This is a genomic window from Burkholderia sp. Bp8998, assembly GCF_003854235.1.
In the GTDB taxonomy this organism is placed as follows: domain Bacteria; phylum Pseudomonadota; class Gammaproteobacteria; order Burkholderiales; family Burkholderiaceae; genus Burkholderia.
Window position 1 is genome coordinate 128016 of record NZ_QTQF01000017.1, and the last position, 23073, is coordinate 151088.

At 67.2% G+C, this 23073-nt stretch carries 18 protein-coding genes and 2 pseudogenes; 9 read left to right on the top strand and 11 right to left on the bottom strand.

What is annotated here, in order from left to right:
- Nucleotides 1-10: 10 nt before the first annotated feature.
- From DIE06_RS18650 to DIE06_RS18665, 4 genes are read left to right on the top strand one after another with little or no spacing between them, the layout of a single operon-like run.
- Nucleotides 11-778 carry an NTP transferase domain-containing protein gene (locus tag DIE06_RS18650; RefSeq protein ID WP_124662625.1) on the top strand — a complete coding sequence of 256 codons (768 nt, stop codon included), beginning with the start codon at nucleotides 11-13 and terminating at the stop codon, nucleotides 776-778.
- Nucleotides 775-2460 (top strand): phosphoenolpyruvate mutase, encoded by a 1686-nt coding sequence (gene aepX / locus DIE06_RS18655; protein ID WP_124662626.1) that lies wholly within the window; start codon nucleotides 775-777, stop codon nucleotides 2458-2460. The genes DIE06_RS18650 and aepX overlap by 4 nt, the downstream gene beginning before the upstream one ends.
- Complete coding sequence (gene aepY, locus DIE06_RS18660; protein ID WP_124662627.1) at nucleotides 2457-3644, top strand: phosphonopyruvate decarboxylase; 1188 nt, start codon at nucleotides 2457-2459, stop codon at nucleotides 3642-3644. Before aepX ends, aepY begins: the two co-directional genes overlap by 4 nt.
- Nucleotides 3644-4708: a 2-aminoethylphosphonate aminotransferase gene (locus tag DIE06_RS18665; RefSeq protein WP_124662628.1), complete on the top strand. Its 1065-nt coding sequence runs from the start codon at nucleotides 3644-3646 to the stop codon at nucleotides 4706-4708. Before aepY ends, DIE06_RS18665 begins: the two co-directional genes overlap by 1 nt.
- Nucleotides 4709-4889: 181 nt before the next feature.
- Here DIE06_RS18665 and DIE06_RS18670 read toward each other — a convergent pair whose 3' ends face one another.
- Together DIE06_RS18670 and DIE06_RS18675 are read right to left on the bottom strand one after the other, a co-directional pair.
- Entirely contained in the window at nucleotides 4890-5744 is an 855-nt protein-coding gene (locus DIE06_RS18670; protein ID WP_124662629.1) for a DMT family transporter, read from the bottom strand.
- 160 nt (nucleotides 5745-5904) lie between these two features.
- The gene (locus tag DIE06_RS18675; RefSeq protein WP_124662630.1) at nucleotides 5905-6519 is read right to left on the bottom strand and encodes a LysE family translocator; all 615 of its coding nucleotides are present in this window, start codon (nucleotides 6517-6519) and stop codon (nucleotides 5905-5907) included.
- Between the two features lie 120 nt (nucleotides 6520-6639).
- Between DIE06_RS18675 and gcvA the strand changes: the two genes are divergently transcribed.
- Nucleotides 6640-7536, top strand: coding sequence for a transcriptional regulator GcvA (gene gcvA / locus DIE06_RS18680; RefSeq protein ID WP_124662631.1), 897 nt, complete (start codon nucleotides 6640-6642; stop codon nucleotides 7534-7536).
- Nucleotides 7537-7746: 210 nt separating this feature from the next.
- Here gcvA and DIE06_RS38330 read toward each other — a convergent pair.
- Nucleotides 7747-7908: pseudogene (locus tag DIE06_RS38330) on the bottom strand (glycosyltransferase family 2 protein); the annotation flags it as partial.
- Nucleotides 7909-7917: 9 nt separating this feature from the next.
- Complete coding sequence (locus DIE06_RS18685; RefSeq protein ID WP_124662632.1) at nucleotides 7918-8520, bottom strand: cytochrome b; 603 nt, start codon at nucleotides 8518-8520, stop codon at nucleotides 7918-7920.
- Between the two features lie 265 nt (nucleotides 8521-8785).
- Between DIE06_RS18685 and DIE06_RS18690 the strand changes: the two genes are divergently transcribed.
- The 3 genes and pseudogenes from DIE06_RS18690 to DIE06_RS18700 all read left to right on the top strand — a co-directional run bounded on the left by DIE06_RS18690 (nucleotide 8786) and on the right by DIE06_RS18700 (nucleotide 11253).
- The gene (locus DIE06_RS18690; protein ID WP_260433647.1) at nucleotides 8786-9940 is read left to right on the top strand and encodes a leucine-rich repeat domain-containing protein; all 1155 of its coding nucleotides are present in this window, start codon (nucleotides 8786-8788) and stop codon (nucleotides 9938-9940) included.
- A 36-nt stretch (nucleotides 9941-9976) separates the two neighbouring features.
- Nucleotides 9977-10291: pseudogene (locus DIE06_RS18695) on the top strand (pseudouridine-5'-phosphate glycosidase); the annotation flags it as partial.
- A 143-nt stretch (nucleotides 10292-10434) separates the two neighbouring features.
- Nucleotides 10435-11253 (top strand): multidrug ABC transporter ATPase, encoded by an 819-nt coding sequence (locus DIE06_RS18700; protein WP_124662640.1) that lies wholly within the window; start codon nucleotides 10435-10437, stop codon nucleotides 11251-11253.
- Nucleotides 11254-11282: 29 nt separating this feature from the next.
- On the opposite strand, the gene DIE06_RS18705 is transcribed toward DIE06_RS18700, so the two are convergent.
- The gene (locus tag DIE06_RS18705; RefSeq protein ID WP_124662634.1) at nucleotides 11283-12434 is read right to left on the bottom strand and encodes an acyltransferase; all 1152 of its coding nucleotides are present in this window, start codon (nucleotides 12432-12434) and stop codon (nucleotides 11283-11285) included.
- A 346-nt stretch (nucleotides 12435-12780) separates the two neighbouring features.
- Between DIE06_RS18705 and pip the strand changes: the two genes are divergently transcribed.
- A complete protein-coding gene (gene pip, locus DIE06_RS18710) occupies nucleotides 12781-13713 on the top strand; it encodes a prolyl aminopeptidase (protein WP_124662635.1) in 933 nt (310 codons plus the stop codon).
- Nucleotides 13714-13783: 70 nt separating this feature from the next.
- Here the strand turns inward: pip and DIE06_RS18715 are convergent, their stop codons facing one another.
- The 6 genes from DIE06_RS18715 to DIE06_RS18740 all read right to left on the bottom strand — a co-directional run.
- Nucleotides 13784-14056 carry a hypothetical protein gene (locus tag DIE06_RS18715; protein WP_124662636.1) on the bottom strand — a complete coding sequence of 91 codons (273 nt, stop codon included), beginning with the start codon at nucleotides 14054-14056 and terminating at the stop codon, nucleotides 13784-13786.
- A 175-nt stretch (nucleotides 14057-14231) separates the two neighbouring features.
- Nucleotides 14232-15302 carry a transglutaminase family protein gene (locus DIE06_RS18720; protein ID WP_124662637.1) on the bottom strand — a complete coding sequence of 357 codons (1071 nt, stop codon included), beginning with the start codon at nucleotides 15300-15302 and terminating at the stop codon, nucleotides 14232-14234.
- Nucleotides 15296-17902: a circularly permuted type 2 ATP-grasp protein gene (locus DIE06_RS18725; protein ID WP_124662641.1), complete on the bottom strand. Its 2607-nt coding sequence runs from the start codon at nucleotides 17900-17902 to the stop codon at nucleotides 15296-15298. Before DIE06_RS18725 ends, DIE06_RS18720 begins: the two co-directional genes overlap by 7 nt.
- A gap of 212 nt (nucleotides 17903-18114) precedes the next feature.
- Nucleotides 18115-21555 (bottom strand): DUF2126 domain-containing protein, encoded by a 3441-nt coding sequence (locus DIE06_RS18730; protein WP_124662638.1) that lies wholly within the window; start codon nucleotides 21553-21555, stop codon nucleotides 18115-18117.
- A gap of 93 nt (nucleotides 21556-21648) precedes the next feature.
- Nucleotides 21649-22623: a transglutaminase family protein gene (locus DIE06_RS18735; protein ID WP_124662639.1), complete on the bottom strand. Its 975-nt coding sequence runs from the start codon at nucleotides 22621-22623 to the stop codon at nucleotides 21649-21651.
- Between the two features lie 10 nt (nucleotides 22624-22633).
- Nucleotides 22634-23073, bottom strand: a 440-nt coding sequence (locus tag DIE06_RS18740; protein WP_148094365.1) for an alpha-E domain-containing protein, incomplete at its 5' end; no start/stop codon positions are given.

Sequence of the window (23073 nt, forward strand, 5' to 3'; positions counted from 1 at the left end):
TGGAGAACCCATGCGAGCCATCATTCTTGCGGCAGGCCTCGGCTTGCGCCTGCAACAACCGCCCGAGGCGCAATTCCCGAAGTGCCTGCTGCGCTTCGACGACGTGTCGCTGCTCGAGCGCCATCTGCGCGTGCTCGACGCCGCCGGCGTCGATGAAATCGTGCTCGGGCTCGGCTTCCAGTCCGAGAAGGTCGAGCAGGAACTGAAGCGCCTCGGCCGCACCGCCGAGATCGTGCTGAACGAGCGCTACGACCTCGGCAGCGTGCTGACCGTGCACACCGTCGCCGATGCGATGACGCGCGGCGGCGACGTGCTGCTGATGGACGCGGACGTGCTGTACGACGAGAACATCCTGCACGCGCTGGTCGCCGATGCCGACAAGTCGGTCGACCGCCTGCTGATCGATCGCGACTTCGAGGCCGGCGACGAACCCGTCAAGCTGTGCCTGAAGAACGGCGTGCCGGTCGAGCTGCGCAAGCAGCTCGCGGTCGACCTCGAGTACGACACGATCGGCGAGTCGGTCGGCTTCTTCCGCTTCACCGAAGGCACCGCGCGCCGTCTCGCGACGATCGTCGCGGGCTACGTCGACAGCGGCCGCGCGAACATGCCGCACGAGGAAGCCGTGCGCGACCTGCTGCTCGAAGGCGGCCATTCGTTCGACGTCGCCGACGTCACGGGTTCGCCGTGGATCGAGATCGATTTCCCGAACGACGTCGCGCGCGCCACGCAAGAGATTCTCCCCCTGATTCAACGCACCACCGCAGGAGCCGCGCGATGAACGCACGCGAACCCAACTTCTCCGAATCGCGCAGCGCACGCCTGCGCCGCATGCTCGTCAGCAGCGACCTCGAATTCCTGATGGAAGCGCACAACGGCCTGTCCGCGCGCATCGTTCGCGAAGCCGGCTTCAAGGGGATCTGGGCATCGGGCCTCGCGATCTCCGCGCAGTTCGGCGTGCGCGACAACAACGAGGCGAGCTGGACGCAAGTCGTCGACGTGCTCGAGTTCATGGCCGACGCGAGCGACCTGCCGATCCTGCTCGACGGCGACACCGGCTACGGCAACTTCAACAACGTGCGCCGCCTCGTGAAGAAACTCGAGCAGCGCGGCATCGCCGGCGTGTGCATCGAGGACAAGCAGTTCCCGAAGACGAACAGCTTCATCGACGGCGAACGCCAGCCGCTCGCCGAGATCGACGAGTTCTGCGGCAAGATCAAGGCTGGCAAGGATTCGCAGAGCGATCCCGACTTCTCGATCGTCGCGCGCGTCGAGGCGCTGATCGCGGGCTGGGGGATGGACGAGGCGCTGCGCCGCGCGAACGCGTATGCGGAAGCCGGCGCCGACGCGATCCTGATCCACAGCAAGCTGTCGCGCCCCGACGAGATCCTGCAGTTCGCCCGCGAATGGAGCGGCCGCGCGCCGCTCGTGATCGTGCCGACCAAGTACTACAGCACGCCGACCGACGTGTTCCGCCAGGCCGGCATCAGCACCGTGATCTGGGCGAACCACCTGATCCGCGCATCGGCGTCGGCAATGCAGGCCGTCGCGCGCGAGATCCACGAGAACGAAACGCTGATCAACGTCGAGGACCGCGTCGCATCGGTCAACGAGATCTTCCGCCTGCAGGACGCCGACGAATACTCGGCGGCCGAGCGCATCTACCTGTCGTCGTCGTCGCGCGCGTCGAACGCCGCGATCGTGCTCGCCGCAAGCCGCGGCAAGGGGCTCGAGGCCGTCACCGAAGACAAGCCCAAGGTCATGCTGCCGGTCGCCGGCAAGCCGCTGCTGCGCTGGCTCGTCGACGGCTTCAAGAAGCATGGCGTGAACGACATCACCGTGGTCGGCGGCTATCGCGCCGACGCGATCGACACGTCGGGCATCAAGCTCGTGGTCAACGAGCGCCATGCGCAGACGGGCGAACTCGCGTCGCTCGCGTGCGCGGCCGGGCGCCTGACCGGCGACACCGTGATCTCGTACGGCGACCTGCTGTTCCGCAGCTACATCCTGCGCGACCTCGCGGAGAGCGAGGCCGAGTTCAGCGTCGTCGTCGATTCGTCGCTCACGGAGACCAACCAGAGCGTGCGCGATTTCGCGCTCTGCTCGGCTGCGGACGATCGCGGCCTGTTCGGCCAGAAAACCTATCTGCAACGCGTATCGAGCGACGTCGCCGCAGGCACGCCGCACGGCCGCTGGATCGGCCTGCTGAACGTGCGCGGCGCAGGCGTCGACCGCCTGAAGGCGATGCTCGCGACGCTGCAGGCACGCCCCGATTTCGACACGCTCGACATCCCGTCGCTGCTCAACGAGCTGATCGCCGCCGGCGAGAAGATCGAGGTGCAGTACGTGCACGGCCACTGGCGCGGCGTCAACGATCTGGAAGACTTCCGCCGCGCGGGCGATTTCGCGCACGGCCAGACGCCGCTGTCCGAGCCGGGCGCCGGCAACGGGAGCGCACGATGATCGAAGCGGCCCAGTTCGTCGAGGCCGCGCGCGAACGCGGCTTCGACTGGTACGCGGGCGTGCCCTGCTCGTACCTGACGCCGTTCATCAACTACGTGCTGCAGGACCCGACGCTGCACTACCTGTCGGCCGCGAACGAGGGCGACGCGGTCGCGCTGATCGCCGGCGCCACGCTCGGCGGCAAGCGCGGGATCGCGATGATGCAGAACTCGGGGCTCGGCAACGCGGTGAGCCCGCTCACGTCGCTGACCTGGACGTTCCGGCTGCCGCAGCTGCTGATCGTCACGTGGCGCGGCCAGCCCGGCGTGCCCGACGAGCCGCAGCATGCGCTGATGGGGCCCATCACGCCGGCGATGCTCGACACGATGGAGATCCCGTGGGAGACGTTCCCGACCGACCCCGAACAGGTCGGCCCGGCACTCGACCGCGCGATCGCGCACATGGACGCGACGGGCCGCCCGTACGCGCTCGTGATGCAGAAAGGCAGCGTCGCGCCGTATGAGCTGAAGGCAAACCCGGCGGCAGCGCCGCGTGCGCATGTCGCCGCGCAGTCTGCGGCACGCGCCGAAGCGCCCGCCGCGTGGCCGACCCGTCACGACGCGCTGCAGCGCGTGATCGCGCACACGCCGGTCGATTCGACCGTCGTGCTCGCGTCGACCGGCTTCTGCGGCCGCGAGCTCTATGCGATCGACGACCGCCCGAACCAGCTGTACATGGTCGGCTCGATGGGCTGCGTGACACCGCTCGCGCTGGGTCTCGCGCTCGCGCGCCCCGACCTGCGCGTGGTGGCCGTCGACGGCGACGGCGCCGCGCTGATGCGCATGGGCGTGTTCGCGACGCTCGGCACCTACGGTCCGTCCAATCTCACGCACGTGCTGCTCGACAACGGCGCGCACGAATCGACGGGCGGCCAGGCGACCGTGTCGCGGCATGTGTCGTTCGCCGGCGTCGCGGCCGCGTGCGGCTATGCGTCGGCCGTCGAAGGCGACACGCTCGACGTGCTCGATGCGACGCTCGACGCATCGCATCCGGCCGACGGCACGCGCTTCGTGCGGATCGCGATCCGTACCGGCGTGCCCGACGGGCTGCCCCGCCCGACCGTCACACCGGTCGAGGTCAAGACCCGCCTGATGCGGCATATCGGCGCCGCGCAGGCTGAAGTCCACGCCGAAGGAGCTCATTGATGCTGCTGCTGAATCCCGGCCCGGTCACGCTCACCGAACGCGTGCGCCGCAGCCTGCTGCAACCCGACCTGTGCCATCGCGAAAGCGAATTCTTCGATCTGCAGGATGAGGCGCGTGCGCGCCTCGTCGCCGCATACGAACTCGATCCGGCCGAATGGGCCGCCGTGCTGATGACGGGCTCGGGCACCGCCGCCGTCGAAAGCATGATCGCGGCGCTCGTGCCGCAGGACGGCAAGCTGCTCGTGATCGAGAACGGCGTGTACGGCGAGCGCATCACGCAGATCGCGACGCAGTACGGAATCGCGCACGACGTGCTGAAGCATGAATGGATGCAGGCGCCGGATCTCGCGCAGATCGGTGCGGAGCTCGATGCGGGCGGCTATTCGCACGTCGCGGTGATTCATCATGAAACGACGACCGGGCGGCTGAACGACCTCGGTGCGATCGCGGACGTGTGCCGTGCACGCGGTGTGAAGATGCTTGTCGATGGCGTCAGCAGCTTCGGCGCCGAAGCGATCGACTTCGCCGGCGGCGTGATCGACGCGGTCGCCGCGACCGCGAACAAGTGCCTGCACGGCGTGCCGGGCGCGGCGTTCGTGATCGTGCGCCGCGGCGCGCTCGCGAAGGCTGCGAGCCGCACGTACTACCTCGACCTTGGTCGGCTTGCGAAGCTGCAGGATCAGCGGAATACGCCGTTTACGCCTTCCGTGCATGCTTACTATGCGCTCGTCGAGGCGCTGCGTGAGTTCGATGAGGCCGGCGGCTGGCGCGCGCGGCATGCGCATTACAAGGCGCTCGCGGATCAGGCGCAAGCCGGGCTCGCGGCGCGCGGGATGCCGCTCGTGTTGCCGGAAGGCGCGTCGTCGGTCGTGCTGCGCGCGTATCGGCTGCCGCAGGGCGTTACGTACGAGACGCTGCACGACGGGTTGAAGGCGCGTGGCTTCGTGATCTATGCGGGGCAAGGCGGGCTGTCGAAGGAACTGTTCCGGATCTCGACGATGGGGGCGATTGGGGCGGCTGATGTCGACCGGCTGCTGGAGGGGTTTACGGCGTTGACGCGGTAAGCTGTCGCCCTCACTTTCGTCGACGTAAGGCCCGCAAGGGCCTTTTTTATTCTTCGAAAATCTATCGGAAACACGGAACACGATGTCGGCGTTCGGCCAGTTTGGGACATTTGTTTTCGCCGCGTCGCGATGCTGAGGTGTCGCTTCGGTGCCAGCCTGCGGCCGTTCGGTTGCCCCCCGCCTAACGAGGTGTCTTCCCCGTGCTCATCGTCAGTACGAGTCCGGCCAGGACGAGAAGCGCGCCCCCTACGAACGACGCTCCGAGCGTATCGCCAAACATCGCGGACGCCGCGACGATGCCAACCAAAGGCTGTAGGTACTGAACGCTCGCGGCGACGCGCGCGGGAACGACGCGCAAGAGGTTCAACCACAGGAATAGACCTGCAACGGTCACCACGACACCTAGATAAACGGCAGCCGCAACGCCTTGCGCGGTGATGTAGATCGGTACGTGCCTGAATTCACTGATACTCCAGGGCAGCACGGCTACGAAACCGAACATCGTGCTCCACGCCACCACCGTGGCGGTACCGTACGCACTGGTCAGTTCCACGCTCCAGACGTAGTAGAACGCAATCGCGACAGCGGACAACAGAAGCCATCCCGCTCCGGCCAGGGTCGTTGGCGCGGTGGCCGCCGCACCATGACCATGCCCAAGCGCGACGAGCGCAATGCCCGCGAATGCGGCGAGCAGGCCGACTCGCTGTAAGGCTGAGACGTGCTGCCTGAGCCGTACGGCTGCGAAGAAAACGATGAATACCGGAATGGTTGCGGAAATGATCGTGCCGACGGACGCCGACGTACCGGCAACGCCGAAGGTCTGGGCAACCTGCCCCACACCGATGCCGAGAACGCCGAGCGCAACTACTCGGGGCACTGCCCGCCACGGCAGCGCATGGCGCCCCACGGTAAAGGCCAGCAGTAGAGGCACCGCCACGGCAAACCGGAACGCTGTCAGCGTCAACGGCGGCAACGTCTGAAGCCCCAGCTTCGTCACCGGAATGGACAGTCCCCACATCACTGCGAGCAGCAGCATGCCACTGAGATTTCTCAGCGTCAGTCCGGCAGTCCTTTGGGTGTACGCATCCGGAACGATTCCGGCTCCCGTGGGAGATAAAGAGCTTTGGCTGGACATTGGAACTCGGAACGAAGAATGGCTCGATCGGCACTCCTGACGGGAGCCGACCTGCGCGGATTTACACATGGAGCGGTAACACGGTACCAATCGCAACGAAGATGCCGCCACAGACGCGATTGAAGCGCCGCCCAGCTCGACCGAGCCACGGACGGATTCGGTTAGCGGCGATTGCAAAGACGTACTCGGCAGCAAATTCGGTGACCGCATATGTGGCCGCCACGATCGAGAACTGGATCACGAGGCTTCGCTGAGCATCGATGAATTGCGGCAGGAACGCGCTGAAGAACAAAAGCCCCTTGGGATTCGTGGCAGACGACAGCGCCCCTTGCCGCACGAGCGACCATGGTCGCGCCTCACTCGTGGCTGCTGGCGTGGCCGCAACGGCGATTGCGGGCGACCGCCACACCTGGACGCCCAGCCAGACGAGATAGGCTCCACCAACCAGCTTGAGGGCGGTGAGCCAGATGACAGAAGCCTTGATCAGCGCGCCGATGCCGAACATACAGAGTGCAATAACAGCGATGAAACCCGCCACGGCGCCTGAAATGGTAAAGAGCGTCTTTCGGCTACCGTACATCGCGCCGTGCGTCAGCGCGAGCAGCCCGTTTGGGCCCGGCGCCAGTGACATTCCAATGGAGGTCACAAAGAAGACGAGCCATGTATGGAACTGCATGTTTCCCCCTGGGCGCCTGCGAGCAGAATAAACCGGTCCCAAATGTTGGCGTCCGCAAAGACGATTGACAAACCATTTATCGTCATATAATGCATGAGTTAAACTCATGCATTAGCATTTATGTTCGACCGACTACCGCCGTTGCAAACCCTCCGCGCCTTCGAGGCGACAGGACGCCTGCTGAGCATGACGCTCGCTGCGCAGGAACTGCATGTAACGCAAGGTGCCGTCAGTCGCCATATCAAGACGCTCGAAGACGATCTCGGGATCGCCTTGTTCCAGCGACTGACGCGACGGATCGTGCTGACGGAGTCGGGCGCCGAACTGCTGCTGGCTGTGACCCGCCTTCTGGGCGAGCTGACCAGGGAAGCCGAGCGGCTTCGTGCTCAGGATAGCGTCGCGCGCATGACGATCAGCACCAGCGTCTCGTTCGCAAGCAAATGGCTCGCGCTCAGGCTGCATCGCTTCAAGGCACTGCATCCCGAACTCGATGTTCATCTGGACGTGACGGACATAAACGTCGATCTGCAAGATGGCAAGGTGGATGTGTCAATCCGCTACGGCAGTGGCCGCTATCCGCGCGCATTGGCAGAGCGGATCATGGACGAAACCGTCACGCCCGTGTGCAGCCCTGAGTATCAGGCCAGGATGGATGGTTTGCCGTCCGTCGACAGTTTGTCCAGTTGTACCCTGCTGCACGAGGACCGGATGTTGGCGAACTGGGAACAGTGGTTCGCGCTTGCGCAGGTCGACAAGGTCCGCACCGGCCGGGGACCAGCATACAGCCACGGCAGCATGGCCATCGAGGCAGCGATACGGGGCGAAGGTGTCGCGCTAGGACGGAGCGTGCTGGTCGCCGATGACATCGCGGCGGGACGGCTCGTAGCACCATTTGCCCATTTCAAGCTCAAGGCGGAACGCGGCTACGATCTCGTCTATCGCATCGGCAGTCGAGATCATCCTAAGGTTTGCGCATTGCGCGACTGGCTTGCTGAGGAAGTTCAACGCCCGGCATAAATTCCGCAGGCGACCGAAGTCGGTCCCGAAACGGCCACTGTCGACAAGGGAAACGACTGGCCGGATAGGGTCGATCTGCGCCGGTCGCGTGCGCTGGGCGGTGGCCGGCCGAGTTCGGCCACAATCGGCCATCGAGAACAGTCCGAACGAAGGCAATTGAGCGGCCGAACTACGCCGTACAACGGTTGTTCATCGACCTTTGTTGGCGACCGTAACGAAAAACAGCAGCAGCGTGTCGTAGACGACATAGATGATGCCGCGCGACCATGCGACGACGCCGTGGAGAAAGAACGCTCGCGCGAACAGCAGCAGCCACAGCACCGTGACGCCGCCGTGAATCAGCCTGCTGGCGCACGGCGTCAATAACGATATCGGCGTCCATCACGGCGCCATCCGTTTGAAGACCGACTGACGATCGAGCCATTGATGCTTGAGCGCGCCGCCGATGTGCATCGCGAGCAACGCATACAGCGCATAACCGAGCCACGTATGCAGCGTGCCCAGGCCCGTGTGCAGCGGTTCATTGACGGACGGATCGAGGTTCATCACGAAGCCGATGCGCGGCCACGGGAACAGGTTGAAAAGCCGCATCGGATGCGTGAGCGTATCCTTCCATGCGGAGTCGTGCGCCCATCCCGAGAGCGGCAGCGCGATCATCAATTCGTATAGCAGGAAGTGCGCGACGTGTGCGGCCACGCGCTCCCACGACGGGAACTCGCGCGGCAGCCGCGGCGGCCGGTGTGAAACGCGCCACAGGATGCGCATGAGCGCAAGGCCGAGCACGGTGATGCCGATCGACTTGTGCGTGTCGATTACCGGACGCACCCAGCCATCGGACAGTGAGTCCGCGCTCAAGCCAAGGGTCGCGTTACCGATCATCAAAACGGCGGTGGTCCAGTGAAGGACCATCGCCGTGCGTGTGTAATGCGACGGCGCCTGCGCGCGGTCGAGCGCGATAGGTGGCGATTCGATGCGTGCCGTCATAAGTTGATTGATGGGGCAAAAGTTTGGGGTCGAAAGCGTTTTGGAAAGCGCGTGTGAAAGTACGACCCATCCATCTCGGAGAACATTCCGGTGCGCCGTTTTGTTCCCTTGCTTCGTGTATAAAGGAAGCGACCTTGGACGAACAGAGCCCGCCGTGCCTGAAACACCACCCTCAAGCACAAAGCCCACTTCTGAAGGCTTGCGCACATCGGTCTGGCGCCGTGCCAGGCCATGGGCCATTGCCGGCGGCATCGGCCTTTTGCTTGTGAGCCTGTTGGTGGTGTTGAGCCCTTTTCGGGAAAAACTGGATGAACGGGCGCTGATCGATCTGGGATTTTATGCGGGCGCCTGCAATGACAGCGGCGATTCCGCTACGACACCCGAGTCGGGATGCCTGGCATTGCGGGCAAAGCCGGCATTGACGACCTCGCAGCTCGCCGCGGCGCTCCCGCATCTAAGCAAGCTCCGCCTCAGACTCGAGTTGAATCTGGCAGACACCGAAGTCGATAACGTCGACTCGCTTGACGGACTGGGTGGCCTTCAATCGCTCGACCTCACGGGGACTCCGGTCTGGCGCATCGACGCGCTCAAGGGCATGCGTTCCCTGAAACGACTCGTGGTCCACCGCACCCAAGTCCAGAACATCGATGCGCTTCGAGGACTGACCGGCCTGCAATCGCTCAATCTGTGGGAGACCCGGGTCTCGAACCTCGATGCGCTGAAGGGCTTGACCGACCTGCGGGAACTCGATCTCCGGGACACACAGGTTCGGGACCTCGACGCGTTGGAGAAATTGCCTCACCTGGAAACACTCAAGCTGGGTGGCGCGAGGAATGTCCGGAACATCAAGCCGCTCAGCCAGCTGACCGCGTTGAAAACGCTCGATCTCAACGAGACGCAAGTCGAGCGCCTCGATGCGTTGAAGAAGCTGGGCGATCTGCAGGCGCTCTATCTCGCCAATACTCCAGTTCGGAACCTCGATTTGCTAACGGGAATGCACACCCTGAAAACGCTCGTGCTCGACGGCTCCAACGTCGAGAACATCGATGCGATGAAGGGATTGCGCCAGTTGGAAACACTCGTGCTTGCGCGCACGCAAGTCAGGAGCATCGATGCGCTGAAGGGCCTGACGGACCTGCGAAGGCTCAATCTCGCCGACACCAGGGTCGAGAACATCGATGCGCTGAAAGACCTGACGGGCCTTCGAACGCTGAATCTCTTTCGCACCGACGTTCAAAACATCGATGCGCTGAAGGACTTGACCGGTCTGCAAGAGCTCTATCTCGCAAACACGCCGGTCCAGGACATCGAAGTACTGAAGGGCCTGACAGGACTCCGAGAGCTGGTTCTCTACGGCACCAGGGCCAAGAACGTCGATGAGCTCAAGGCGGCCCTGCCTAACACTCGAATTGTCTGGTGACCATTCGAATCGAATCGCAGCGTTGAAAGGATCCAAATGGCTGCCGACCTCGCCCAATTCTGGTTGAACTTCAGCGCGCCTGTGGCCGCCGCACGGGCCGCCGGCCGCCCACTCGTGGCGCTGGAATCGTCGACCATCATTGCCCACGGCATGCCATACCCGGAGAACGTCAACACTGCGCGCGAAGTGGAGGCCTTGATCCGCGATTTGGGAGCGGAACCCGCGACTATCGCGCTGATCGGCGGGCGCATCCACATCGGCCTGACCGCCGACGAACTCGAACTGCTCGGCCGCTCGGACCAGGTACACAAGGTGAGCCGCCGCGAAGGCTCTAAATCGCTCGCGCTCGGCGATGGTCGGTGGCAAGCTCGAAGCTTAATCGGCGATCGTCTCATGTCGGCGCGCGACCGGACATTCGAAAATCCTGACTGAGTGTCTCACACGGCTCGATAAGCGACCTCCACGGAAACCTGCGCCCCCCTTCCAGCGTGACCATAAGAATCCTTCGCTTCGCCCCGCTGCTGATACTCGCCGCCGCCCCGGCGGTTCAGGCCGCCGACAATCAGCCCTGCGACGACGCAACCATCACGGCCGTCGCCCGCTGGGCCGGCATCGCGAGCGCACGCATCGCCACGCGCGACGCGGACCGGCTCGTCGTTGCGTCGGCATGCAAGGTCATGCCCGACGCGCCGGGCACGGCGATCGCGGCCGTCGCGTTCGATTCGCTGCCGAAGAGCAAGAACCCGGACGAAAGTGACAAGCTGCAGGTCATCGCGCTCGTCGAAGGCGGCAAGGTCGTGGCCGCCGACCGGTCGGTGGTCCAGGAGGACGCGGTGACGGAGTTCGGCGAGAACAGCTATCGCATCGATACCGCGCGATACCAACTGTCGCCCGAGGCGCGCGCGTTCGGCGTCGTGTTCACGAGCAGCGCGCGCGGTCCAAGCTGCCCTGACGCGAACGCAAGCGACGAGCTGACGCTGTGGGTTCGCGAAGGCAATCGCATCCGACCGGTGTTCGGCACCAACCTGTACGGCTGGGTCAGCGTCGAAGGCGAAGCCTGCGACCCCGGCGTCGGCGATGCCCGCAGCGAAGACGCAAAGATGACGATCGCGGTCGAGAAATCATCGAGCCACGGCTTCGCCGACCTGTCGATCACGGCACACGTCACGAAGACGCAACGCAAGGACGGCGACTACTCGGATACGGGCCAGCGAACCGCACGCACCGTCGTCAAATACGACGGCAAGTCGTACGGGATTGATATGTTCCGGACCTTCTGGTATTCGCCCGAGGCGCTGAAGCGGCTCAAGTGAAGTAGCGGACGGATCACGCCACACCTCGCCTACTCCATCACCTTCGCCCCGATCGCATCGCCCGGCACCGGCATCCGCCGCGCGTCGTCGCACACGCGTCGCGCCTCGCGCGCGGTGTAGCGATCCTTCAACCGCAGGAACGGCTTCTCGACGAGGAAATAGCTCGCCGTCGCGGCGATCAGCGCCCACACGATCCCGAGCGGAAACGCGTGCGGCACCGCCAGACCCGGATTCGCGAACGGCTGCTGCCACAGATACAGGCTGAACGAGATCGTCCCGACGAACACGACCGGCCGCGCCCGCAGCCACCGCGCACACCAGAACTCGCCGCGAAAATTCAGCACGACGATCACGATCGCGATCAGCGCGGCCTCGAGCGTCACGCCGTAGGTGGCATTCCAGAACCCGCCGAGCCGATGTTCGGCAAGCGGCATCCCGAACAGCACGACGAAGACGATCACCGTCACGATGCGCGTCTCGCCGCGCCACGAGCGAATCCATGCTTCGAGCCGTTCGCGGTTGAGCGCCGCGTAGCTGCCGATCAGGATCGGATCGACGCCCGTGTGCAGCATCATCCCGAGCTGCCCGCGCAGCGCCGGCGCGACGAAGTACGTGAGCGCGCGCACCAGCGGCACGGCCAGGATCAACGCGCCCAGCCAGCGCGTGCCGCGACGGCGCGCGCCGTACACGAACAGCAGCGGCCAGAACCAGTAAAACTGCTCCTCGAGCGCGAGCGACCAGAAATGGCCGAGATACCACGCGCCGTCCGGATGCAGCGCGTTGTCGCCGGCCAGCCCGAACCACGCCGAGTAGTTCCACAGATGCAGCGCCGCATACAGCCACTGACGGCGATCGACGTCGAGCCAGCCGGCGACGGCGAGCACGCCGATGGTCGCGAGATACACGTAGCAGGCCGGCCAGATTCGCAGCGCACGGCGCACGTAGAACGACGTCAGCGCGATCCCGCCGGTGCGCGTGAGTTCCGCGCGCAGCACGTTGGTGATCAGGAAGCCGCTGAGGACGAAGAAGATCAGCACGCCGAGCCGGCCGTCGGCGATCAGCCGCAGCGGCGCGAACCAGCCGTTATAGCCGCCCGGCAGCACGTGCTCCGCATGGCCGACGACGACCATCGTGACCGCGACGGCGCGCAACCCGGTCAACTGCGTGACGCGATGGTTCATCGGCTCGTTTCCCGTTGGCACGGTGGAGGAACGGTATGAAGGCCGGCGCCCGCGATCGGTACGCCGATATGCCGCCGGGATTTTGTCTGAAAAATATCGGAATGAAATTGCTCAAAAAATTCCGGTGCCCATGCGGCGCCGGACCACCGGCCTGCGCCGCCTGTGCCGATCGGCACGCAATGAGCGAATTGAATGGGCATAATGACAAGCCTTGCCCGGCGGCGGCCGGTCCGATGCAGACACAACGAATTTTGCGGCACCGCAATATCGGCGCTACCGATACTGCGTCCGCACACCGGCCCCTGCGTCGTCCGCCCTCCCGTCGACCCTCACCCGGAGCCTGCCTGTGTACCCACCGATCGAACCCTACGCCCACGGCCACCTCGACACCGGCGACGGCCACCGCATCTACTGGGAGCGCTGCGGCAACCCGTCCGGCAAGCCCGCGGTGTTCCTGCACGGCGGCCCGGGCGCGGGCTGCAGCCCCGACCATCGCCGCCTGTTCGATCCCGCGCGTTACGACATCCTGCTGTTCGACCAGCGCGGCTGCGGGCGCTCGACGCCGCACGCGAGCCTCGACCACAACACGACCTGGGACCTGGTGGCCGACATCGAGCGGCTGCGCGAGATGGTGGGCGCGCAACAGTGGCTCGTGTTCGGCGGCTCGTGGGGCAGCGCGCTCGCCCTCGCCTACGCGGAGACGCACCCGCAACGCGTGAGCGCGCTCGTCGTGCGCGGCATCTTCACGATGCGTCGCGCGGAGTTGCTGTGGTACTACCAGGAAGGCGCATCGTGGCTCTTCCCCGACCTGTGGGAGGAATTCCTCGCGCCGATTCCGGAAGCCGAGCGCGGCGACCTGATGGCCGCCTACCATCGCCGGCTGACGGGCGACGACGAAGCCGCGAAGCTCGAAGCCGCGCGCGCATGGAGCCTCTGGGAAGGCCGCACGATCACGCTGCTGCCCGATCCGGCGCTGGCCGCGCACTTCGCGGACGGCCACTACGCGCTCGCGTTCGCACGAATCGAAAACCACTACTTCGTGAATCGCGGGTTCGTCGACGAAGGCCAGTTGCTGCGCGACGCGCATCGCCTCGCCGGCATTCCGGGCGTGATCGTGCAAGGCCGCTACGACATCGCGACGCCCGCACGCACCGCGTGGGATCTCGCGAAGGCATGGCCCGACGCGACGTTCGAGATCGTGCCGGATGCCGGACATGCGTACAACGAACCGGGCATCCTGAAGGCGCTGCTCGCCGCGACGGACCGGTTCGCCGCGTAAGCAGTACGACACTGCGCAACCCCACACGGCGAGCTGCAGCCGGCCATGCCGGCCTGCACGCGCCGCCCGCTCAAAGCGCGGCTTCGACGATCGTCCGGCCGCTGATCGCGCGCTCGACGAGCTGTTCGTCGCCGACCTTGCGAATCGCATCGTCGAGCAATCCTTCCGGCTGCTCGGTCACGACCTTCAGCAGGCCCGACAGGCCGCGCGCATCGAGCACCACGAGCGTCTCCATCGAATCCGCACGACTCACGAGCACGCGCCGGAATGCCGGGCCCGCGCCGAAGCTCGCGCAGAGCGCGATCGTCTCGTTGCCGAGCGTGTAGTCGAAGGTCTTGATCATGTGTGCCGCCGTTGCAAGGAAATGGCGACGCGCGACGGCGCGGCGCCGTGACGTCGACGCACCCGTGCGTGCCGCCGGCGCCGGACCAGGGGCCGATCCGGTCGCCGGCATCACCATGCTAGGCGGGCAGTATTAACGAAGACTTAAATGGCGGGCGAACGGTGCGCAAGGCCCATCACGCCGGATGACGCGACGCATCGTCCAGCGGCTCGACCGTCACGCCGACCTTCAGTTCCTGATCCGCGCCGCCGCCGCGGATCACGCCGCGCAGCGGCGTCACGTCCGCATAGTCGCGGCCGATCGACAGCATCACGTAGTCGTCGCCCGGCGCGCGGTCGTTGGTCGGATCGAGCTGCAGCCAGCCGCCGTCTTCGGGCCATGCCGGGTCGTACACGTCGACCCATGCATGCGATGCATCCGCGCCGATCAGCCGCGGCTGCCCGGGCGGCGGCTGCGTCAGCAGATACCCGCTCACGTAGCGCGCGGCGAGCCCGAGCGAGCGCAGCGCGCCGATCATCACGTGCGCGAAATCCTGGCAGACGCCCTTGCGCAATCGCAATGCATCGAGCGCGGTCGTCGTGATGTCGGTGCTGTTCGGCGTATACGCGAAGTCGGCGTGTATCCGCCGCATCAGCTCCCACGCGGCCTGCACGAGCGGCCGCTGCGGCGTGAAGCTGGCGGCCGCATACGCGGCCAGTTCGGGATCGCACGCCACATGCGGGGACGCGAACACGAATTCGCTTGCCGCGTCGTACGGCTGCCCCGCGCGAAACCGCAGGCGGTCGCGCACGGCTTCCCATGCCGTCGCGTGTTCGGCGTCGGGATGCGCGATCGCGGGCGGCGGCGCGCCGCGTGCCCCCTGCGACCAGACGGGCGGGCTCACGCGCACCGTGCTGCGGCTGCGCACGAGCAGCGCATCGTGAGGCTGGTTCAGCGCGAACGATGCGCGCGCGTTGCCGAATGCGTCGATCTCGGTGCAGACCGCTTCCGGTGAAGGCTCGATGTCGAGCGCGAACGACAGCACCTGCTGGCGCGGCGTCGCGAGCGGCTGCAGCCGCGCCTGGTGCTGTGCGGATTCGACGCGTGCCGCGTAGCGATATTCGGTGTCGTGCGTGACGCGCAGCACGCGGCCGGCCGCGACAGCCGTCGGCGCGGCGCGTGGTGTTGCAGCCGTGGCCGGCGCCTCCTTCACGCTGCCGGAACCGGGCGCGGGCGGCGTCTTCGCCGCGTGTTTCGTCGTCACCATAGCGTCCTGCCCGCCTCGCGAACGTGACTGAAATAGCGCTCGCCGATCCGGTTCGACAGTTCCCACACTGCCTTCACGGTCGTGTCGAGCGCATCGAGCAGCTTGTCGTGCCGGCCGTCGTCGCCGGTTTCGCACAGTTCGTGCAGCGACCAGGCGGGCACGTCCGGAACCGTCTCGGCCAGTTCGGACAGCGCATAGCCTTCGCCGCGCTCGACCTTCGTCAGCCGGCCGCGCAGCGCCTGCACGACCCAGCCGAGCGAGCGCGGGTTGTCGGTGTCGAGCAGCACGAGAGACAGCAGCGGCGCGACGTCGAAGCCGCGCTGGAACCGCGAGCGGAACGTGATCGTGCTGTCGAACAGCTCCAGCACGAGTTCGAAGCCGTCCTGCCGGTGCACGGCGCCCTCGTCGAACGCGAACTTCAGCACGCTGCACAGGAAGTCGAGCCGGTCGATCTGCCGGCCGATCGACAGCAGCCGCCAGCCGTCGTCGCGCGTCATGTTGTCGGTCTGCGCGCCGGTGATCGCGCCGAGCAACAGCCCCAGCCGCTCGAGCAACTGCAGCGCCTCGTTGCCGATCTGCTCCTCGGCTTCGGGATGGTCCGCGCTATCGGCGAACAGCTGCGTCGCGTCGTCGATCAGCCGCCACTGATCGCTCGACAGCCGCTCGCGGATCGCGGCGGCGGCGCCGCGCATCCCGAACAGGCAGGACGCGATGCCCGACGTGCGGTCCGCGCCGCGCGTCAGCGAGGTCGCGAGCGCGTGCTGGAACGCGCGCGGCGCATCGACGGCGTTCGGCCCGTCGGGCGCGATCAGCCCCGTGTCGCGGCACAGCGTGTCGATCAGCTCCAGATGCGCGGGACTGTCGACGTCGTCCTCGCCGCGCAGCCGCTCCAGCGCGGCGCGCGCGAGACGCATCAGGTTGGTCGCGCGCTCGGTATAGCGGCCGAGCCAGAACAGGTTCTCGGCCGCGCGGCTCGCGATCGCGCGCGGGCGCTCGACCAGATCGTCAGGGCCGAGACGGGTCTGCAGCAGCGTCGTCGAATCGACGATGCCTTCGGTCATCACCCACGTATCGACGGTGCTGCCGCCGCGCGGCATCGGCGCGTTGAACAGCGTGTCGCGCGTGCCGACCCGCGACAGGCCGCCCGGCAGGAGCCGCCAGCGTTGCGCGCCGTCGGCGAGCGCGAACACGCGCAGCAGCAGCGGCTTCGGCACGATGCGCGCGCCGCCGGACCCGTCGGGCGCGTCGTGCCCCGGCCAGGTGGGCGCCTGCGACAGCGGCAGGTCGGCCTGCACCGTGTAATGCTCGGGCCGGGCCAGGATCCGCGCGCGCCACTCGGCCAGCTGCGCCGGCGTGAGCCGCGCGCCGATCACCGGGTCGGCCGCGCCGTCCGCCTGCACGTCGGGCGGATACGACGGCTTCACGATGCAGCGTGCAAGCTGCGGCAGCGCGTCGTCGCACGCGGCCGCCTCGCCGCACCACCACGAATGCACGGCGGGCAGCGTCAGCGTTTCGCCGAGCAGTTCCTCCGCGAGCCGCGGCATGAACCCGAGCACGCCCGGCGATTCGAGGAAGCCCGAGCCCGGTGCATTCGCGAGCAGCACGTTGCCCGCGCGCACGGCCTGCAGCAGCCCCGGCACGCCGAGCATCGAATCGGGCCGCAGTTCGAGCGGATCGAGCCACGCGTCGTCGACGCGCCGCAGGATCCCGTGCACGGGTTCGAGCCCGCGCAGCGTCTTGAGGAACACGCGGTTGTCGCGCGCGGTCAGGTCGCCGCCCTCGACGAGCGTGAGGCCGAGGTAGCGCGCGAGGTATGCATGCTCGAAATACGTCGCGCTGTGCGGCCCCGGCGTCAGCAGCACGATCCGCGAATTCTTGCGGGCGGGGCTGAGCGCCTGCATGCTCTGCAGCAGCGACCGGTACGCGGATGCGAGCCGCTGCACACGCAGCCCGCGGAAGCCGCGCGGAAAGAGCCGCGACACGATCAGCCGGTTCTCGAGCAGATAGCCGAGGCCGGCCGCGCCCTGCGTGTGCTGCGCAACGATCCGCCATTGGCCGTCGGGGCCGCGCGCGAGGTCGAACGCGACGACGTGCAGCCACGTGTCGCCCGGCACGCGTGCGCCGCGCATCGCGCGCAGGTAGCCCGGGTGGCCGGTCACGAGCGCGGGCGGCAGCAGCCCGCGCTGCAGGATCGTCTGCGGGCCGTACAGGTCGGCCATCGTCGCGTTCAGCAGCCGCACGCGCTGCAGCACGCCGCGCTCGATCGCGACCCAGTCCTCGGGCGTGACGATCAGCGGCAGCAGGTCGAGCGACCACGGGCCGGCCGCGCCGTCGCCCGCGCGTTGTTCATGGAGCTGGTAGAACAGGCCGTTCTCGCGCATGCGTCGCTGCAGCGCGTCGGCGCGGCGATCGAGGTCGGCCACGCCGTCGCTGCCGATCGACGTGAAGAAGCTGCGCCATGCGGGTGCGAGCAGCGGCGCGGTGAGGCCGGCGGCGCTGCCGCGCAGTTCGTCGTAGCGGCCTGCCGCGGCCGGCGCCGCGAGCGCGGCGGCCAGTTCCGCGGCATCCGGCTGCGCGCCGGTATCGAAGAGCGTGGGCATCGCGTCGGCGTCGGCGAGATCGTCGGGGTGAATGGGCGGCACGGTCAGTATCGGTCCGTCGTCAGGGGGCGGCCACGCCCGCGCGCCGCCGCACCGGCGGCCCGGCACGGCGGTCGCGGCGGGTGGCCGCAGTCTGCCCGCATCCTAGCACTCCGGGCGGCGTGCCGGGAGGTCGCGAACCGCGCATCGTCGTCCGTCCTTTCATCCGACGATCAGGGCCGTCGCAGGTCGAGCGTGAACGGGAATTCACGGCTCGGCGCGGCGGCTGCCACCGTCATCTGCCCCGGCGTGTGCCCCATCGCAACGAAGCGTGCGAGCCGGCGGCTCTCGGCCTCGTACGCGTTCACCGGGAACGTCGCATAGTTGCGCCCGCCCGGATGCGCGACGTGATACCGGCAGCCGCCGAGCGAGCGCTGCAGCCACGTATCGACGATGTCGAACGTGAGCGGCGCATGCACGCCGATGGTCGGATGCAGCGCCGACGGCGGCGCCCACGCCTTGTAGCGCACGCCCGCGACGTACTCGCCGACGGTGCCGGTCGGCTGCAGCGGCAGCGCGCGGCCATTGACGGTCACGACGTAGCGGTTGTCGTTCAGCCCGGTTACGCGCACTTCGAGCCGTTCGACCGACGAATCGACGTAGCGCACCGTGCCGCCGGGCGCGCCCTCCTCGCCCATCACGTGCCACGGCTCGAGCGCACTGCGCAGCGACAGCTGCATCCCGTTCACCGCGATCTGGCCGAACAGCGGGAAGCGGAATTCGAAGTGCGGCGCGAACCACGCGGAATCGAACGCGAAACCGGCGTCGCGCAGCTCGGCCAGCACGTCGTCGAAATCCATCTTCAGGAACGCGGGCAGCATGAAGCGATCGTGCAGCGCGGTGCCCCAGCGCGTGAGCGGCGTCGTGTACGGCGCGGCCCAGAAGCGGGCGACCAGCGCGCGCAGCAGCAGTTGCTGCACGATGCTCATCCGCGCATGCGGCGGCATCTCGAACGCGCGCAGTTCGAGCAGGCCGAGCCGCCCGGTCGACGAATCCGGCGAATACAGCTTGTCGATGCAGAATTCGCTGCGGTGCGTGTTGCCGGTCACGTCGATCAGCAGGTTGCGCAGCACGCGGTCGACGAGCCACGGCGGCATGTCCTGCCCGTACAGCAACTTGTTGCGCTGGATTTCCGCGAATGCGATGTCGAGCTCGTAGACCTGGTCGTTGCGCGCCTCGTCGACGCGCGGCGCCTGGCTCGTCGGACCGATGAACAGGCCAGAGAACAGGTACGACAGCGACGGATGGTTGTGCCAGTACGCGATCAGGCTCGCGAGCAGGTCCGGGCGGCGCAGGAACGGGCTGTCCGCCGGCGTCGCGCCGCCAAGCACGAAGTGGTTGCCGCCGCCCGTGCCGACGTGCCGGCCGTCGACCATGAACTTCTCGCTGGACAGCCGCGACTGCCACGCCGCGTCGTACAGGAATTCGGTCTGGCCGACGAGTTCGTCGAAGCTCCGGGCCGGGTGGATGTTCACCTCGATCACGCCGGGGTCGGGCGTGACCTGCAGCAGCTTGAGCCGTGCGTCGCGCGGCGGCGGATAGCCCTCGAGCACGAGCTTTACCCCGAGCGCGTGCGCGGTCAGCTCGATCGCGGCGAGCAGGTCGAGATAATCCTCGAGCGCGGCGAGCGGCGGCATGAACAGGTACAGGACGCCGTTGCGCACTTCGGCGCACAGCGCGGTACGCGTGATCCACGCAGCCGATTCGAAGCGCTCGGGGCGACGCTGCGGGTCCTGCTCGCCCGTCGGATGCGCGTGCCGCCCGCCCGCGGCGGTGCCGTCGCTGCGCCACTGCATGAGCGTTTGCACGGGTGCTTCGCGATGCGCGCCGGCCAGATAACGCGGCGCGTCGGCCGTGCCCGCATGACGCGCACGGAGCGTGACCGCGTCCGGCAGCGCGTCGCGCGGCGCGAACGGATCGCGTTCGACCAGAAACGGATAGTCGGCGCCGGAGACCCACGGCAGGGAATCCAGCGGCAGCCGATAGCCCATCGGCGAATCGCCGGGCACGAGGTACATCCGCTCGTCGCGGAAGAACCACGGGCCGGTCTGCCATCGCGGACCGTCGAGGCCCGGCCGATCGCGGCCCGACGCATCATCCGCGCGCTTGATCGGCAGCACGTAGCCGACCACGCTGTCGAGCTGCTGGTCGAACACCTTGCGCAGCCGCGCGCGTTCGAGCTCGTCGTCGAGACGCGAATCGAACGGATCGACGTTGACGGGCAGCCGGCGCTCGCGCCACAGGTAGTACCAGACATCCTCGTAGCCGGGCCGCACGAATTCGTCGGTCAGGCCGAGGCGCGCGGCCAGCGCGTCGATGAAGCGCTTCGCGTCTTCGGTCGTGCACGCGGACGGCTCGCGCTCGTCGGCGAACAGCGACGGATCGTGCCACACGGGCTGGCCATCGGCGCGCCAGAAGATCGATAGCGCCCAGCGCGGCAACTGCTCGCCCGGATACCACTTGCCCTGCCCGAAATGCAGGAAGCCGCCTTCGCCGTATTCGGCGCGCAGCCGCTGCACGAGTTCGGTCGCATAGCCGCGCTTGGTCGGGCCGAGCGCATCGGTGTTCCACTCGGCGCCGTCGCGATCGTCGATCGACACGAAGGTCGGCTCGCCGCCCTGCGTCAGCCGCACGTCGCCGGCCGCCAGCGCGCCGTCGACCTGCGTGCCGAGCGTGCGCACGGCATCCCATTGCGACTCGCTATACGGTTTTGTCACGCGCGGCGATTCGTACACGCGCGTCACCACCATCTCGTGCTCGAACGACACCTCGCATTCGTCGATCAGCCCTTCGACCGGCGCGGCGCTGGTCGGCTGCGGCGTGCATGCGAGCGGGATGTGCCCTTCGCCGGCGAGCAGGCCCGAGGTCGGATCGAAGCCGATCCAGCCCGCGCCCGGCAGGTAGACCTCGCACCATGCGTGCAGGTCGGTGAAGTCGACCGACGTGCCGCTCGGGCCGTCGAGCGCCTTCACGTCGGGCGTGAGCTGGATCAGGTAGCCGGACACGAAGCGCGCGGCGATGCCGAGATGCCGGCACAGCTGCACGAGCAGCCACGCGCTGTCGCGGCACGACCCGGACGCGAGCTCGAGCGTCTGCTCGGGCGTCTGCACGCCCGGCTCCATCCGCACGAGATAGCCGATGTCGTGCTGCAGTTGCTGGTTCAGCGCGACGAGGAAGTTCACGGTGCCGGCCGGCGTGCGGTCGACGCCGTCGAGATACGCGCGGAACAGCGGCGCCGCGGTCGTCTGCGGATCGCACGCGAGGTACGGCGCGAGTTCGGTCTTCAGTGCATCGTCATAGCTGAACGGGTATTGCTCCGCGCTGGCTTCCAGAAAGAAGTCGAACGGGTTGTACACCGACATCTCGGCAACCAGGTCGATCGTGATCTCGAAGTGTTCGGTGCGTTCCGGAAACACGAGCCGCCCGAGATAGTTCGAGAACGGGTCCTGCTGCCAGTTGATGAAGTGCTGCGCGGGCTCGACGGTCATCGAATACGCGAGGATCGGCGTCCGGCAGTGCGGCGCGGGCCGCAGCCGCACGATCTGCGGGCCGAGATTGACGGGCCGGTCGTAGCGGTAGCGGGTGGTGTGATGCAGCGCGACGTGGATGGGCATGGGAAAGCCGCTCGGTTCGGGTTGGGCCGGCCGCGCGCGCCGCGTCGCCGTCGCTGCGGCGGCACGGCACGGCGGATTCGGCGAAGGGATGCGTCAGACCAGTTCCGGCGACTGAACGACGCTGATCTCGATGCCGACGGCGCTCGCGCCGAGCCCCGTCACGGGCTGCGCGTCGCGATAGTCGAGGCCGACGGCGATGCGCACGTAGCGCTCGTCCGGGCACCGGTTCATGAACGGATCGAAGCCGACCCAGCCGAGCCCTTCGACATAGGCCTCGGCCCATGCATGCCCGGCCGGCTGCTGCATCAGCGTGACAGCCTGCGGCTGCGCGCCGAGTGCCGCCTGCGGCAAGCCCTGCGACTGCGCGGCATGCGATGCGCCGAGCACCTGCTGCATGCCCTCGCCCGTCTGCAGCGCGAGCGCTTCCTCGACTTCGTCGTCGCTCGCGCTCTGCTTCGCGTCGGCGATGCGCTGCATCGCGCTGTCGGCGAGCACGTAGCCCGAGATGTAGCGCGCGGGCACCTTCAGCGCACGCGCGGCCGCGATGAACGCATGCGCGTGGTCGCGGCTCGTGCCCTCGCCGCTTTGCAGCGCGGTTTCGGCATCGACCGGCGCGTCGGCCAGGTTCGGCGCGTACGCGATGCGGCCGTGCACTTCCGTCATCAGCCAGTGCAGCGCATCGAGGCTGTGCGGCTCGATCGGCATCGCCTGCGTGAGCTCGCGCACGGTGTCGCCGGCCTTCGTGAGCGCGGTCTCGCGTTCGAAGATCCACGGCGGCGCATAGCCCTCCGGGTTGCCGAGAATGCCGGCGCGGTCCTGCGTCTCGACGACGCCGGCCGCGACCACGACGACCTCGTTCTTCGCGCCGCGGTCGTGGCGCACGAGGTCGATCCGGTTGCCGAACCCGTCCGCATAGGAGAGCGTCGGCTCGACGCCGTCGATCGTGACCTGCCACGCACGCACCGTCTGCCCGGGCCCCGATTGCGGGCGCAGCCGCAGCCGTTGCAGCGCATGGGTGGCTTGATCGTCGAACTGATAACGCGAGATGTGTCGGATGGCGAGGCGCATGGCAAGTCTCTCAGTCGAAGTTGTAGGCCTGGGCGATATCGATCCCGAGGCTGTTGTTGCGGCCGATGAAGTCGGTCAGGAACTCGTGCAGGCCGCTCTTGAAGATCCGCTCGACCGAGGTATCGGACAGCATCTGCAGAATCTTCGTGGCCGTGTCGTGACACGGGTGTGTCACGCCGTAATCCTTCGCGAGCAGGTTCAGGCTCGACACCACGCGCCCGTAGCAATAGCGCAGCGAGCGCGGCATGCGGCCGTTCAGGATCAGGTAGTCCGCGATGTTCATCGGTTTGTACTGCACGTCGTACACCCAGCGATACGACCGGTGTGCGGCCACGCAGCGCAGGATCGTCTCCCACTGGTAGTTGTCGAGGATCGTGCCGACGTGCGACACCGACGGCAGCAGCAGGTGGTATTTCACGTCGATGATGCGCGCGGTGTTGTCCGCCCGCT